This window comes from Methyloversatilis sp. MC4-4 (genome assembly GCF_049843555.1).
Lineage (GTDB): Bacteria > Pseudomonadota > Gammaproteobacteria > Burkholderiales > Rhodocyclaceae > Methyloversatilis > Methyloversatilis discipulorum_B.
In genome coordinates this window covers 1,478,810-1,492,461 of sequence record NZ_JBBHZK010000001.1, presented here as the reverse complement: position 1 = coordinate 1,492,461, position 13,652 = coordinate 1,478,810, and the positions used below count along the sequence as shown (strand labels likewise).

Annotated in this window: 12 protein-coding genes; 3 read left to right on the top strand and 9 right to left on the bottom strand. The window is 66.7% G+C overall.

All coding sequences use genetic code 11. From position 1 onward, the window contains the following. The first annotated feature begins 211 nt into the window (after positions 1 to 211). On the top strand, positions 212 to 694 hold the full coding sequence (locus WDZ97_RS06880) for a transcriptional regulator (protein ID WP_425762238.1): 483 nt from the start codon (positions 212 to 214) through the stop codon (positions 692 to 694). Here the strand turns inward: WDZ97_RS06880 and WDZ97_RS06875 are convergent. From WDZ97_RS06875 to WDZ97_RS06850, 6 genes are all read right to left on the bottom strand, one after another. Continuing rightward, complete coding sequence (locus WDZ97_RS06875; protein WP_425762237.1) at positions 684 to 1,652, bottom strand: 2-hydroxyacid dehydrogenase; 969 nt, start codon at positions 1,650 to 1,652, stop codon at positions 684 to 686. The two genes, WDZ97_RS06880 and WDZ97_RS06875, sit on opposite strands and share 11 nt — an antisense overlap. Before the next feature lie 117 nt (positions 1,653 to 1,769). Continuing rightward, positions 1,770 to 2,507, bottom strand: a complete 738-nt coding sequence (locus tag WDZ97_RS06870; protein WP_425762236.1) for an SDR family oxidoreductase — start codon at positions 2,505 to 2,507, stop codon at positions 1,770 to 1,772. Positions 2,508 to 2,518: 11 nt separating this feature from the next. Continuing rightward, positions 2,519 to 4,030: an efflux transporter outer membrane subunit gene (locus WDZ97_RS06865; protein WP_425762235.1), complete on the bottom strand. Its 1,512-nt coding sequence runs from the start codon at positions 4,028 to 4,030 to the stop codon at positions 2,519 to 2,521. 13 nt (positions 4,031 to 4,043) lie between these two features. After that, positions 4,044 to 7,226: an efflux RND transporter permease subunit gene (locus WDZ97_RS06860; protein ID WP_304003533.1), complete on the bottom strand. Its 3,183-nt coding sequence runs from the start codon at positions 7,224 to 7,226 to the stop codon at positions 4,044 to 4,046. A gap of 4 nt (positions 7,227 to 7,230) precedes the next feature. Further along, positions 7,231 to 8,439 carry an efflux RND transporter periplasmic adaptor subunit gene (locus WDZ97_RS06855; RefSeq protein WP_425762234.1) on the bottom strand — a complete coding sequence of 403 codons (1,209 nt, stop codon included), beginning with the start codon at positions 8,437 to 8,439 and terminating at the stop codon, positions 7,231 to 7,233. 53 nt (positions 8,440 to 8,492) lie between these two features. Beyond that, positions 8,493 to 9,338, bottom strand: a complete 846-nt coding sequence (locus WDZ97_RS06850; RefSeq protein ID WP_304003530.1) for an alpha/beta hydrolase — start codon at positions 9,336 to 9,338, stop codon at positions 8,493 to 8,495. A gap of 166 nt (positions 9,339 to 9,504) precedes the next feature. Here WDZ97_RS06850 and WDZ97_RS06845 point away from each other — a divergent pair, with 166 nt between their 5' ends. Beyond that, positions 9,505 to 10,503, top strand: a complete 999-nt coding sequence (locus WDZ97_RS06845; RefSeq protein WP_304003529.1) for a LysR family transcriptional regulator — start codon at positions 9,505 to 9,507, stop codon at positions 10,501 to 10,503. Between the two features lie 60 nt (positions 10,504 to 10,563). On the opposite strand, the gene WDZ97_RS06840 is transcribed toward WDZ97_RS06845, so the two are convergent. From WDZ97_RS06840 to WDZ97_RS06830, 3 genes are all read right to left on the bottom strand, one after another. Continuing rightward, complete coding sequence (locus WDZ97_RS06840) at positions 10,564 to 10,965, bottom strand: DUF2784 domain-containing protein (protein WP_425762233.1); 402 nt, start codon at positions 10,963 to 10,965, stop codon at positions 10,564 to 10,566. Positions 10,966 to 11,051: 86 nt separating this feature from the next. Next, the gene (locus tag WDZ97_RS06835) at positions 11,052 to 11,546 is read right to left on the bottom strand and encodes a hypothetical protein (RefSeq protein WP_425762232.1); all 495 of its coding nucleotides are present in this window, start codon (positions 11,544 to 11,546) and stop codon (positions 11,052 to 11,054) included. Positions 11,547 to 11,627: 81 nt separating this feature from the next. Further along, positions 11,628 to 12,665: a lipase family protein gene (locus WDZ97_RS06830; RefSeq protein ID WP_425762231.1), complete on the bottom strand. Its 1,038-nt coding sequence runs from the start codon at positions 12,663 to 12,665 to the stop codon at positions 11,628 to 11,630. 285 nt (positions 12,666 to 12,950) lie between these two features. Between WDZ97_RS06830 and WDZ97_RS06825 the strand changes: the two genes are divergently transcribed. Next, positions 12,951 to 13,652: a haloacid dehalogenase type II gene (locus tag WDZ97_RS06825; protein WP_425762230.1), complete on the top strand. Its 702-nt coding sequence runs from the start codon at positions 12,951 to 12,953 to the stop codon at positions 13,650 to 13,652.

Below are 13,652 nucleotides of genomic sequence, written 5' to 3'. Positions count from 1 at the left end.
TCGTCCCGAGGTGCCCCTCGGGAGGTAAAGACAATACAAGGAGCGGTCTTCTGACCGCGACTGCGGCGTTTGGACCTGAAGCGTTGCGCGATCAAAGGCACTGTCGCGGTCAGAAGACCGCTCGTACAGGGGTGGCGCAGTCTGGCGGTTTGAATCTGAGGTCTTCCGAGCTCAACCGCGCGTCCTTGCACAGGCCCGGCGGCGTGCTACGGTGGGCGACCGTCATCGCCCCGGGCTCACCATGCATGCCGACTGGAACGCCTGTCACCCCGGGCAACTCGCCTGTACCGGCGCGCATTTCCTGCACGCCAAGGATTTCGTGTTCCGCAAGTGGTGCGAGCTGGCGGTCGAACGCAATGTGGTGGTGCCGGTCGACTTGTCCGGTTCCTGCCGCTACGGCTCGCTGTTCATGAACCGCGTCTTCGGCGGTTCGCTGCGCGGCCATTTCCAGCACCAATACAACTACATCGATCATCGTGTCGTCGATCTGAGTCACGACGCGGCGGACGTGGGCGCGATGACCCACCCCTATCTGCACGAGCCGGACTACTTCGAACTCGACTCACTGCAGGACTCGCTGGCCGGCTGCCTGCCGCGCGTCGACCGCTGGGTGCTGGAATTCCTGGCCGAGGTTAACGCGCGACAGCAGTGCCCGGCCGGCCCGGACCCGGCAGCGCTCGTGCTCAGAGCCTGACCGGCGTCGGCGGCGTGCCGCCGGTCAGCGCGGCGATCAGGTTGTCGGCGGCGAGGTCGGCCATGGCCTTGCGGGTGGCGCCGGTGGCACTGGCGATGTGCGGCGTCAGCACGACGTTGGGCACTTCGAGCAGGCCCGGATTCAGCTTCGGTTCGCCTTCATACACGTCGAGCGCGGCGGCGCCGATGCGGCCGCTGCGCAGCGCCTCGACCAGCGCAGCATCGTCGACCACGCCGCCGCGCGCGATATTGGTCAGCGTGGCGGTCGGCTTCATCTGTGCCAGTTCTGCAGCGCCGATGGCGTGGTGCACGGCCGGCGAATAGGGCACCACCAGTATCAGATGATCGGCTTCGCGCAGCAGCGTGTCCTTGTCCACCCAGCGCGCGCCGAGCGGCGTTTCGATGGCGGCCGGGAGCGGGCTGCGGTTGTGGTAGATCACCTTCATGCCGAAGCCGAACGCGCCGCGGCGGGCGATGGCCTGGCCGATGCGGCCCATGCCGAAGATGCCCAGCGTCTTGCCGTACACGTCGACACCATTCATCAGCGTGTAGGTCCAGTGCGTCCACCGGCCGTCGCGCAGGAAGCGTTCGCTCTCGGTGACGCGGCGGGCGGCCGCCATCATCAGCGCGAAGCCGAAGTCGGCGGTCGATTCGGTCAGCACGTCCGGCGTGTTGCTGACCAGGATGCCGCGCGCGGTGCAGGCGGCGACGTCGATATTGTTGTAGCCGACCGCCATCGTGCACACGGCGCGCAGGCCGGGGCAGGCGTCGAGCAGCGCGGCGTCGATCTTTTCGTTGGCGGTGATGAAGACCCCGGACTTGCCCTGCAGCCGCGCAATCAGTTCGGACTGCGTGAGCACGCGGTCTTCCTGGTTGGCGTCGACGTCGAAATGCGACGACAGGCGCTCGATCAGTTCAGGCAGGACGTAGCGGGCGACGAGAATGGCAGGGCGGCTCAAGACGGGCTCCGGTGAAGTGCGGGAGCGCTGAATCTAGCGCGCGGCCCGCCGCCAGGCGAGCCGCAGCGCACAAGTGTTACGCGGCACGCGGCAGCACAGTTGCCGCGTGCAGGCGACTTACCAGGGCAGGGCTTCGCCCATGTGGAAGAAGCCGCCGGTCGGGCCGTCGGCCGGCAGTGTGGCCAGTTGCACGCTGGTCTTGCCGCCGTCGGCGATGTCCATCGGCGCGTTCGGGCCGCCCATGTCGGTCTTCACCCAGCCCGGGTGGGCGGAGTTCACCTTGATCGGCGTGTCGGCCAGTTCGGCCGCCAGGTGCACGGTGTAGGCGTTCAGTGCGGTCTTCGACGCGTTGTAGGCGACTTCCTTGGCCGGCGCGATCGGCGAATCCGGTGCGCAGTGCGTGCCGAGCGAACCGAGGATGGACGACAGGTTCACGATGCGGCCGGCCGGTGCCTGGCGGATCAGCGGCAGCAGGATCTGCGTCAGTTCGATCACGGCGAAGAAGTTCACGTCGAAGGTGCGGCGCAGGACGTCCTGCGACACCGTGCTGGCGTTCGGCGCGAAGAAATCGCCGAGCGCGATGCCCGCGTTGTTCACCAGGATGTCGAGCCGGCCGTACTGGCTGGCGAAGTGGTCGTACACCGCCTGGAAGGTCGCCGGCTTGGTTGCGTCGAAGCCGATGGCCGAGGCGTGAATGCCTTCGTTGCGCAGTGCGGCGACGGCTTCTTCGCCCTTGTCCGGATCGCGCACGCCGATCACCACTTCGATGCCGAGGCGGCCGAGGCCGCGTGCGGTTTCCAGGCCGATACCCCGGTTGCCACCGGTGATGAAGGCGACTTTCTGTTGCGTGTTCATGCTCTAGCTCCTCAGGGATTGCGGGCGTGCAGGGGCTGGTCCGGCCCTGCGTCGGAAATATCTGCGGGCGCGCGGCTGTGCCAGCCGCCACCCAGCGCACGGATAAGACCCACGGCGGCGCGCGCACGTTCGCCTTCGAGCTGCGACGCGATGCGCCGCTGCAGCAGCACGCTGCGGTCGGCGTCGATCACGTCGAGCTGGCTGACCGAACCTTCGCGGTACTGGATCTGTGACAGCTCTGCCGCACGCATGGCGGCCTGCACGGCTTCATCCTGCGTGCGCGTCTGCTCCGCCAGGATGCGCAGCCCGGCCAGGTTGTCCTCGACTTCGCGGAAGGCGCCGAGCACCGTCTGGCGGTAGGCGGCGACCTCTTCGTCATAGACGGCGCGGGCGCGTTCCAACCCGGCTTCGCGCGCGCCGCCATCGAAGATGGGCAGCGTCAGCGCGGTGCCGACCAGCGGTCCGAGCACGAAGCTGCGCGTGCTCCACTGGAACAGATTGCCCAGTTCGGACGATTCGTAGCCCAGTGCGCCGGTCAGGTTCAGACGCGGAAACCACGCCGCCTGCGCGATGCCGACACGGGCGTTGGCCGCGGCCATCGCGCGTTCGGCGGCGGCGATGTCGGGCCGCCGTTCGAGCAATGCCGAAGGCAGGCCCGGCGGTATGTCGAGCGTGACCCGTGCGAGCGGCTGTGGCTCGAGCGCGAAGTCGGCCGGCGCGCGGCCCAGCAGCAGTGCCAGCGCGTGTTCGGCGTTGGCGCGACGGCGCGACACGCCGAAGGACTCGGACTGCGCCGACGCCAGTTCGGTCTTCGCGCGCGCCAGCTCCAGCTCGCTCACATCGCCTTCGTCATAGCGCCGCTGCACCAGGCGCAGCGTGTCGGTGCGCAGCTGCACGGTGCCGCTGTAGAGCGCCTGTTCGGCGTCCAGCTCGCGGATCAGGAAATAGGTCTGTGCGACGTCGGCCTGCAGCGCGAGCTGCAGCGAACGGAACAGCGCTTCGCGCTGCTGCGCGGTGGCGCTGGCCGCATCGACGCCGGCGGCCACGCGGCCGAACAGATCGACCTCGTAGGCGACGGTGGCCTGCGCCCGCCACAGCGTGAGGGCGCGACCGTCCGCGCTGTCGTCGAGACCCTGTGCCGCCGGTGACTGCCGTTGCCGCGTCGGCCCGAAGCCGGCGCCAACCTGCGGCGACTGCTGCGAGCGGGCGTCGCGCACCAGTGCACGCGACTGGGCGAGGCGCGCGGCCGCAGCCTTCAGGTCCTGGTTGGCGTCCATCGCCTGCGCGACCAGCGTGTTCAGGCGACCGTCGCCGAACACCGTCCACCACTCGCCGCGCGCCAGTTCCTCGGAGGGTTGGGCCGGCTTCCAGTCGGCATTGCCGGCGGGTGCCTCCTTGAATGCCTGCGGCGTATCGACCGCCGGGCGTTCGTAGGTCTGCATCACCGAGCAGCCCGCCAGCACCAGCAGACTTGCGCTCAGCGCGGCAGTGCGGCGCAGGGTATGGAAATCGAATGCGTTCATGTCTTGCTCCGGATCAGTGGGCGACGGCTGCGACATCGGGCAGCGGCGTGTGGCCGGCGTGAGTGAGGCGCTTGCCCGAGGCCTTGCGCAGCAGCACGTAGAACACCGGGGTCAGGAAGAGGCCGAAGAAGGTGACGCCCAGCATGCCGGAGAACACCGCCACGCCCATGGCATGACGCATTTCCGAACCGGCACCGCTCGACGTGACCAGCGGCACCACGCCCATGATGAAAGCGATCGACGTCATCAGGATCGGGCGCAGGCGCAGCCGGCTGGCTTCGATCGCCGCCTCGACGATGCCGCGTCCGCGCAGTTCCAGCTCACGGGCGAATTCGACGATCAGGATGGCGTTCTTCGCCGACAGCCCGACCAGCACCATCAGACCGATCTGCGTGAAGATGTTGTTGTCGCCGGCGGTGAGCCAGACGCCGGTCAGCGCGGCCAGGATGCTCATCGGCACGATGAGGATGACGGCCAGCGGCAGCGTGAGGCTTTCGTACTGCGCGGCCAGCACCAGGAACACCAGCAGCACGCTGATCGGGAACACCCAGACACCGGCGTTGCCGGCCAGGATCTTCTGGTAGATCAGGTCCGTCCATTCGTACTTGACGCCGCGCGGCAGCACCTCGTCGGCGATGCGCTCGGCCGCGGCCTGCGCCTGGTCGGACGAATAGCCGGGCGCCGGGCCGCCGTTGATGTCGGCCGAGGTGTAGCCGTTGTAGCGCACCACCATTTCCGGGCCGAAGCTCTGCTTCACCTTGACCAGCGAGGACAGCGGCACCATGTCGCCATTCGCGTTGCGTGTCTTCAGCGCCAGGATGTCCGCGGCTTCGGCGCGGAAGGGCGCGTCAGCCTGGGCACGCACCTGATAGACGCGACCGAAGCGGTTGAAGTCATTCACGTAGAGCGAACCGAGATAGATCTGCATGGTGTCGAACACGTCGGTGATCGGCACGCCGAGCTGCTTGGCCTTCACGCGGTCCAGATCGACGTCGAGCTGCGGCACGTTGATCTGGTAGCTGGAGAAGGTCGGGCCCAGTTCCGGCGCCTTCGCTGCGGCGGCGATGAAGGCTTCCTTGGCCGCTTCCAGTTCGGCGTAGCCGAGCGCTCCGCGGTCCTGCAGCTGCAGCTTGAAGCCGCCCAGCGTGCCCAGACCCATGACCGGCGGCGGCGGGAACACGGCGATGTAGGCGTCCTTGATGTCGGCGAACTTGGCGTTCAGCGACGCAGCGATTGCGCCGGCCGACAGTTCCGGGCTCTTGCGCTCGTCGAAGGGCTTCAGCGTCGCGAATACGATGCCGGCGCTCGAACTGTTGGTGAAGCCGTTGATCGACAGACCGGGGAAGGCGACCGCGTTCTCGACGCCCGGCTGTGCCAGCGCGATCTCGCCCATGCGGCGGATCACGTCTTCGGTGCGGTCGATCGAGGCGCCGGCCGGCAGCTGGGTGAAGCTGATCAGGTACTGCTTGTCCTGCGCCGGCACGAAGCCGCCGGGCACCAGATAGGACAGGCCGACCGTTGCGCCGAGCAGCACGGCATACACGCCCATGGCTGCGCCCTTGCGCTGGATCATGCCGCTGACGCCGCGCCCGTAGCTTTCCGAGCTGCGGTTGAAGAAGCGGTTGAAGCGCGCGAAGAAGCCGCCGAACACGGCGTTCATCGCCCGCGTCAGCGCGTCCGGCTTGGCGTCGTGACCCTTCAGCAGCATGGCGGCCAGTGCCGGCGACAGCGTCAGCGAGTTGAAGGCGGAGATCACCGTCGAGATGGCGATGGTCATCGCGAACTGCTTGTAGAACTGGCCGGTCAGGCCGGTCATGAAAGCCAGTGGCACGAACACGGCGACCAGGGTCAGCGCGATGGCGATGATGGGCCCGCTCACCTCCTGCATTGCGCGGTAGGTGGCTTCGCGTGCCGACAGCCCTTCGGCGATGTTGCGCTCCACGTTCTCGACCACCACGATGGCGTCATCGACCACGATGCCGATCGCCAGCACCATGCCGAACAGCGACAGCGCGTTGATCGAGTAACCGAAGCCCAGCATCAGCGAGAAGGTGCCGACGATGGACACCGGCACCGCCAGCAGCGGGATGATGGAGGCGCGCCAGGTCTGCAGGAACACGATGACCACCAGCACCACCAGCGCGATCGCTTCGAGCAGCGTCACGATGACCGCCTTGATCGACGCGCGGACGAACTGCGTGGGGTCGTAGACGATGCGGTATTCGACCGAGGGCGGGAAATCCTTGGCCAGTTCGGCCATGGTTTCGCGCACCGCGGCCGACACGTCGAGCGCGTTGGCACCGGGCGCCTGACGGATGGGCAGCGCCACCGCCGGCTTGTTGTCGAGCAGTGAGCGCAGGCCGTACTCGGAGGCCGCCAGTTCGACCCGGGCGACGTCGGCCAGCCGCGTGATGCTGCCGTCGGGCGAGGACTTCAGGATGATGTCCGAGAACTCCTCGACCGTCTGCAGACGACCTTGCGCGTTGACCGACAGCTGCAGCGGCACGTCGGCCGAATTCGGTGAGGCACCGATGACGCCGGCCGCCACCTGCACGTTCTGCTCACGGATCGCGCGCACCACGTCGCTGGCGGTCATGTTGCGCTGGGCCACCTTCTGCGGATCGAGCCACACGCGCATGGCGTAGTTGCCGGAACCGAACAGGCCGACCTCACCGACGCCCTTGATGCGCGCCAGCCGGTCCTTCACGTTGATGACGGCGTAGTTGCGCAGATAGGTCGTGTCGTAGCGGTTATCCGGCGAAATCAGGTGCACCACCATGGTCAGCGTGGGCGAGCTCTTGAGCGTGGTCACGCCCAGCCGCTGCACGTCTTCCGGCAGCCTTGGCATCGCCTGCGACACACGGTTCTGCACCAGCTGCTGCGCCTTGTCCGGGTCCATGCCGAGGTTGAAGTAGACGGTCAGCGTCAGGTTGCCGTCGCTGTTGGCCTGCGACTGCATGTACAGCATGTCCTCGACGCCGTTGATCGCCTCTTCCAGCGGCGAGGCCACGGTTTCGGCGATCACCTTGGGGTTGGCGCCCGGGAACTGGGCGCGCACGACGACCGACGGCGGCACCACTTCCGGGTATTCGGAAATGGGCAGCTGGAACAGCGACAGCGCGCCGGCCAGCAGGATGAGCACCGACAGCACACCGGCGAAGATGGGTCGGTCGATGAAGAATCTGGAAATGTTCATGGCATCAGGCCTTCACGTTCGGAGCACGCCGGGCCGGCTGCGCGGGCGCACCGACCAGGCTTTCGCGGTTCATCGGCACGCTCTTCGGTGCCACGGTGTCGCCCGGGCGGGTGCGCTGCAGACCGCTGACGACGATGCGTTCGCCGGCGTTCAGGCCGTTCTCGATGATGCGCAGGCCACTCTGACGCGCGCCCAGCCGCACTTCGCGGTAGGCGGTGCGGTTGGTCTCGTCGACCACCAGCACGAAGCGCTTGTCCTGATCGGTGCCGATGGCGCGTTCGTCGATCAGCACCGCCTCGCGCGGGGCACCGCCACCGAGGCGGATGCGCGCGTAGAGGCCGGGCAGCAGCAGGCCGTCGGCGTTGTCGAACACGGCGCGTACGCGGATGGTGCCGGACGAGGTGTCGAGGCGGTTGTCGACCGAGGCCACGGTGCCGCGGCGCGAATGGCCCTCTTCGTCGGCCAGGCCGAGGAAGACCGGCACCGGTTCGCCGCCGGCGGCGCGAGCCGGATTCACGTACTTCAGGAAGCTCTGCTCGTCGACGTCGAAGGCGGCGTAGATCTTGTCCATCGACACCAGCGTGGTCAGCGGCGTGGTGCCGGCGCCGGCGGCGACGATATTGCCCACGGTCACTTCGGCGCGCGAAATGCGCCCAGACACCGGGGCGGTGATGCGCGTGTATTCGAGGTTGAGTTTCGCCGCGGTCAGCGCGGCCTGCGCCGCCTGGACCTGGGCGGCGGCTTCGCGCGCGGCGTTCTGCTTCTCGTCGAGGTCGCGCTTCGCGATCGCGTTGTCGGCCGCCAGGCGCTGGCCGCGCGCCAGTTCGGTCGCGGTGTAGCCGGCACGCGTTTCGGCGGCGGCGAGCTGCGCCTGCGCACGCTCGACTTCGGCCGCGTAGGGGCGCGGATCGATGGTAAACAGCACGTCGCCCTTCTTCACGCGGGCGCCGTCGCGGAAATGCACGGCGGTCAGCGTGCCAGACACCAGGGGCCGTATTTCGACGCGATCCACCGCCTCCAGCCGGCCGGAATAGTCCTGCCAGTCGATGATGGTCTGGCGGCTGACCTCGGCCACTTCGACCGGGGTGGCGGCCGGCGTGGCCGCTGCGGCGGGCGGTGTGTCGGCTTGTGCGCGCATGACGGCAAAGCCGCCGGTGGCAACCAGTGCGGTGATGACGAGGGCGAGGGCGGTGCGCGTGTGCGGGATGGACATGGCGGCTTCCTTGCTGGAGGGTTGGATGGAATGAAGAGGCATCGGATCGGTGTTCAGACGGCGTGACGGGCGTCGTTGTGACCGGCCTGCGCGCGGCCGAGCCGGCAGCGCAGGAACTGGACGACGCCGTCGAGCAGCGGCGGATGGGCGAGCAGGGTGGCGTGCGTGATGCCGGCGAAACGCTCGACCTGGGTGTGCACGCCGGCGGCGATCAGCGCCGCGGCATATTTCTCGGCTTCGCAATGCAGCAGGTCGCGCCCGGCGGTGGCGATGTAGGCTGCCGGCAGACCGGCCTGGCGGCACGACTCCAGCGGTGCGGCGTAGGGGTGCAGGCGCTGCGACAGCTGCGGCAGGTACTGGCGGTAGCAGTCGGCGCAGTCTTCGGCGCGCAGGTCGGACTGCAGACGCGCGGCGTCGCCGGTGCGCGTCATGCTCGGGTCCAGCATCGGGCCGATCAGCACCTGCACGGCGATGTGCACGTCCTGCCGGTCGCGCGCGATCAGCGCCAGGCTGGCGGCGAGGTTGCCGCCAGCGTCGTCGCCGGCGACCGCGATGCGCTGCGCGTCGGCGCCGAGCGTGGCCGCGTTGTCGGCGGCCCACAGCGTCGCCGCGTAGGCGTCCTCGGGCGCAGCCGGAAACGGGTGTGCCGGCGCCAGCGCGTAATCGACCGACACCACGACCGCGGGCAGCGTCGCCGCGATGTGGCGCGCCGGCACGTCGGCGTCGTCCAGCGATCCGCCGACGAAGCCGCCGCCGTGCAGATACATCACCAGCGGCAGCAGGGTGTCCGAACGCGGCTGGTAGATGCGCAGCGGCAGGCGGCCGTGCGGGCCGGCGATGTCGATGTTGCGCACGTGCGGTGCAGCGGTGCCGTGCGCGTCGGGGTGCAGCAGATTCATGCGGTCAGTCCTGCCGGCTATGCCGGGGTCAAGGTGTGACCGGATTCTGTATGTTGGCTCGCTGTGGATAAACTGGTCTAATCTGGTAACACTGTTCGCTGAGTGCGAATAATCGGACGGGGGTCCGGTGCGCGCTCGCTTGCCCACCCTTGTCCGGAGTTGCGCCATGGATCGTTTCCAGGCCATGCAGGTGTTTACCCGCGTCGTCGATTCCAACAGTTTCACGCGTGCCGCCGACAGCCTCGGCCTGCCGCGTGCCACGGTCACTACCGCGGTGCAGAACCTGGAAAACCTGCTGCAGGTGCGTCTGCTCAACCGCACGACGCGGCGCATCAGCCTGACACCCGACGGCGCCGCCTATTACGAGCGCTGTGCGCGCATCCTGGCCGACGTCGAGGAGGCGGAAGCGTCCTTCCGCGAGGTGGCCCGCGGGCCCAAGGGCCGTCTGCGCATTGACGTGCCGGCGCCGGTCGGGCGGCTGGTGCTGATTCCGCGCATGTGCGAATTCCACAGCCGCTATCCGGACATCGAACTGGCCATTGGCATGGGCGACCGTCCGGTCGACCTGGTGCGGGAAAGCGTCGATTGCGTCATCCGCATCGGCGAACTGCAGGACTCGACGCTGGTCGCGCGACGCATCGGCACGATGGAGACCGTAACCTGCGCGTCGCCCGATTACATCGAACGTCACGGCGAGCCGGTCGCGTTGGCCGACCTGCAGCAGCATCGCGCGGTGCATTACTTCTCCAGCCGCACCGGTCGCATCTACGACCTCGATTTCGTCGTCGAGGGCGAGGTAACCGAAGTCAAGGTGCCGGGCAAGGTGTCGGTGAACGACGGTGACGCCTACGTCGCTTGCGGGCTGCAGGGTTTCGGCCTGATCCAGCCGCCGCGCTTCATGGTGCAGGCCCACCTGCAGTCGGGTGCCTTGCGCGAAGTGCTGCCGCAGTGGCGGCCATCACCGATGCCGATTTCGGTGGTCTATCTGCAGAACCGTCACCTGTCGCCCAAGGTGCGCGCCTTCGTCGACTGGGCGGCCGAACTGTTCGGACGCTGCCCGATACTGGGCGGCTGCGACCAGGCCTGCAGCAAGGCGGAGCCGAAGGACGGCGACATGCGTCAGGCGATACTGGGCCTGCAGGCGGTCGAGGCCGGCAGCTACTGATCGCGATATGGACATCGTCGGTCGCCGGCTTTGTTCCAGGCGACTGCCGCGGCCGGAAACTCATCTGCCTCGCCGCGGCGGGAAGTACCACCATGCCGCCGCCACCAGCAGTGCGAACAGCGAATAGGCGAGCGTGAATACCCAGGACGGCGCTTCGTAATAGAGCAGCCGCTGCAGCCAGTGCTCGATGAAGCTCGCACCGTAGGTCGCTTCGCCCGTCTGCCGGCGCAGCCACATTTCGAGCGTGGTCAGCGGACAGGCCTGACCGAGCCACGCCTGCGCGACGACGATGCCGATGGCGGCCAGATGGGTCAGCCGGAAGGACAGCGCGTTGACCCAGCGCCAGCGCAGCGTGTTGCCGACGATCACCAGCACCAGCCCGCCGACGACGAACAGCACAACGGCGAAGTGCAGCAAAAGGACGGCGTCCGCGAGCAGTCTGTACGGGGGCGAGAGAAGCATTGGGGGATCGATTGCAGTGATTCCAGGAGTGTGTGGCCACCTGTGCTGCAAGTCTCGCTTATGGGATCAGGCGTTTGGACAGAGTATCAGGGCGACCCGTGCCGTCGGTCCGTGTCAATCCCTTCTTCGACTTGGACGGCTGGCTGCGGATATCGGCCGCCCCGCTCGATATCGTCTATCGGCTGCTTCCAGTCGGGCGAGTCCGGTATCAAACACCAGAGCGACGCCTGAACGCCAGAAGCATAATGTTCCCAGCCCACAACTCGTAATCCGAAGTGGGCGTTGATGCGTGCTTCGATGTCGCACATGTATTTTCCGCAGTGTTGAACCCATCTCATATTCAGGGCGGCGATCCAGAACAGGGCGATCGCCGCGATGGCAGCCGCCGCGATGACTATCCAGCCGTGTCGCCACTTATCGAGTTGGTCCGCCGCAGGCACCGCGAATGCTGCAATGGCTCCGCCATAGGCGACGTGTGAAAACGCCGTGCGCAAGCGTTCCCTGACCTCTTCCTTTAGATGGTCATATTCTTTCAACACCACTTCAATAGCACCTTCCGGAAGCTTTGCGCAGGCAGTCATTGGACGAGCTCCTTCGGGGATGGATGCAGATTAATTAGCGACCTGTATCGGTGGAATCGACGTTTCGCTTTTTGACGGATCTCATGGCTGTTGGGCGGCGGCAGTGTCCTTGCGGTCGTGCGCAGCCCTGTACAGTCCGCACGCCAGACTTCGCATCGAGTGATTGCGAATGATGTTTGCCTTTGGATCAAAGTTGTAGCGATATTCCCAGACAGACGGATGCTCGGTGTACGGCGCCAGGCGGCTTGTGAAGAGGCGGATATACGCCAGGACTTCGCCGTGCTCGAATATCCGGTTGATTCGCAGTCCATTCGCGTTGTGCGTGCGGGGAGGATCTGGCGACGAGTACCAGCCCGTCACCGGGGACGGATCAAACGCAAATACTTCGGACACTCGCGGACCTCGTGCGTGTGAGGGATCCTGCTTGAAGGTGTATGCAAAATGCTGGGCGAGTCCGCCGCCCAGTGAGTGACCTGTCGAGACGATCCGAATCGTGTCTCCGTTGGGGTGGCGCAGCACATCGGAATCGGCTGTGAGCAGGTAAGTCTGAGGATTCGAACGCAGGCGCTCATGAAACTCCTCGGCCACTTGGCGTGCGGTAAACGTGTACTGGTCCTCATGTCCAGGAATGAAACGGAGAAACCAGCGGAGATTGGCAGTCCAGTCAGGAATCTCCAGAAAGTTCGTTCCTTCGAAGACCACGACGATCTCCCGCGGGCTGGTTTCCTTCTCCAGAACGAGAAGGTAGAGGCCCTTCTTTCGCATGGCCCGGGTCAGTGTCTCGCTCGGAAAATCCTCCCAGGCCGTCCAACCGGCTGGCATGGGCGGCCTGTTCATCGTTCCGCATGCAGCAACCTTGTCGCTTTCGGCGGTATCCGTTGAGACCTGCCTGTCAGCCATGGAGCGCAGCCGTGCTGCCTCGTATGCATAGTCGCTCATTGCGGCGTACTGCCACTGCATCCTTGCATGAGGCTCCGCATCAGCCGGTTCATCGTACTTTCCTTTGCGCGGATCACGGACCAGTACCTGATGCGATTCCTGAGTGAACGTCGCACATCCTGAAAGTCCGGCTCCGAACGCAAATAGAGATGCAAGGAAGGCGCAGGTTCGATTCAGCATGAAGAGCCTCATGTCGCATGTCACGTGGTTCTGGGTGTAGGGGGCGAGATGCCCCTGCTACCTCGACATCGTATGCCAATTGCGCGTTTGTGCAGCCGCATGGGAGATGTCGTGCGAGGCGCCGACGGTGTCCGTCGCGCCAAGGGAGTTCTCGAGCCCCGCCAGCTCCCCGGTGCACGTGAATTCGAGCGTGCGGTCGTGTCATGCCGGTACCGGCTAGATATCAGATCCGCAGCGCCGGATAATCGATGCAGATCTGTCGTGGGTGATTAGCCGGGAGGACGCATGAAGGACGTGAAGGCAGTGGTGTTCGACGTGTTCGGCACGCTGGTGGACTGGCGCACCTCGATCGCGCGCGAACTGCAGGCCGTGTTCGGCGATCGCGCCGATGCTTTCGCACTGGCCGATGCCTGGCGGGCCGAGTACCAGCCGGCGATGGAGGAGGTGCGCGCCGGGCGTATTCCGTTCTGCAAGCTCGACCGGTTGCATCGGCGCAACCTCGACATCGTGCTCGCCCGCGCCGGACTGGACGACTGCGACGAGGCGACGCGTGTCGCGCTCAACCTCGCCTGGCACCGGCTCGATGCCTGGCCGGACGTGGCGGCCGGTCTGCAGATGCTGCGTCGTGATTACCGGATCGCGCCATGTTCGAACGGACATATCGCGCTGATGGTGAATCTGGCGCGGCGCAACGGCTTCGTCTGGGACGCGGTGCTGGGCGCCGAAGTGGCACGCGACTACAAGCCGCGACCGGTGGTGTATCTGGCGGCGGCCGACGCTTTCGATCTGGCACCGGCGCAGACGCTGATGGTGGCGGCGCATTCGTCCGATCTGGCAGCCGCGTCTGCAGCCGGTCTGCGTACCGCCTTTCTGGCGCGACCGGACGAGTTCGGCGCCGGGCGGGGCGAGTCAGCGGCGGCGGTTCCGGTCGACCTTGCGGTCGCCAGCGTGCCTGAACTGGCGCAGGCACTGGCCGCACTGCGCTGA

Excerpts from the sequence above, each read along its gene's own strand:
- WDZ97_RS06850 (WP_304003530.1), bottom strand. The coding sequence starts at position 9,338 with ATGAATCTGCTGCACCCCGACGCGCACGGCACCGCTGCACCGCACGTG.
- WDZ97_RS06870 (WP_425762236.1), bottom strand. The coding sequence starts at position 2,507 with ATGAACACGCAACAGAAAGTCGCCTTCATCACCGGTGGCAACCGGGGT.
- WDZ97_RS06835 (WP_425762232.1), bottom strand. The coding sequence starts at position 11,546 with ATGACTGCCTGCGCAAAGCTTCCGGAAGGTGCTATTGAAGTGGTGTTG.
- WDZ97_RS06865 (WP_425762235.1), bottom strand. The coding sequence starts at position 4,030 with ATGAACGCATTCGATTTCCATACCCTGCGCCGCACTGCCGCGCTGAGC.
- WDZ97_RS06825 (WP_425762230.1), top strand. The coding sequence starts at position 12,951 with ATGAAGGACGTGAAGGCAGTGGTGTTCGACGTGTTCGGCACGCTGGTG.
- WDZ97_RS06830 (WP_425762231.1), bottom strand. The coding sequence starts at position 12,665 with ATGCTGAATCGAACCTGCGCCTTCCTTGCATCTCTATTTGCGTTCGGA.
- WDZ97_RS06840 (WP_425762233.1), bottom strand. The coding sequence starts at position 10,965 with ATGCTTCTCTCGCCCCCGTACAGACTGCTCGCGGACGCCGTCCTTTTG.
- WDZ97_RS06845 (WP_304003529.1), top strand. The coding sequence starts at position 9,505 with ATGGATCGTTTCCAGGCCATGCAGGTGTTTACCCGCGTCGTCGATTCC.
- WDZ97_RS06860 (WP_304003533.1), bottom strand. The coding sequence starts at position 7,226 with ATGAACATTTCCAGATTCTTCATCGACCGACCCATCTTCGCCGGTGTG.
- WDZ97_RS06855 (WP_425762234.1), bottom strand. The coding sequence starts at position 8,439 with ATGTCCATCCCGCACACGCGCACCGCCCTCGCCCTCGTCATCACCGCA.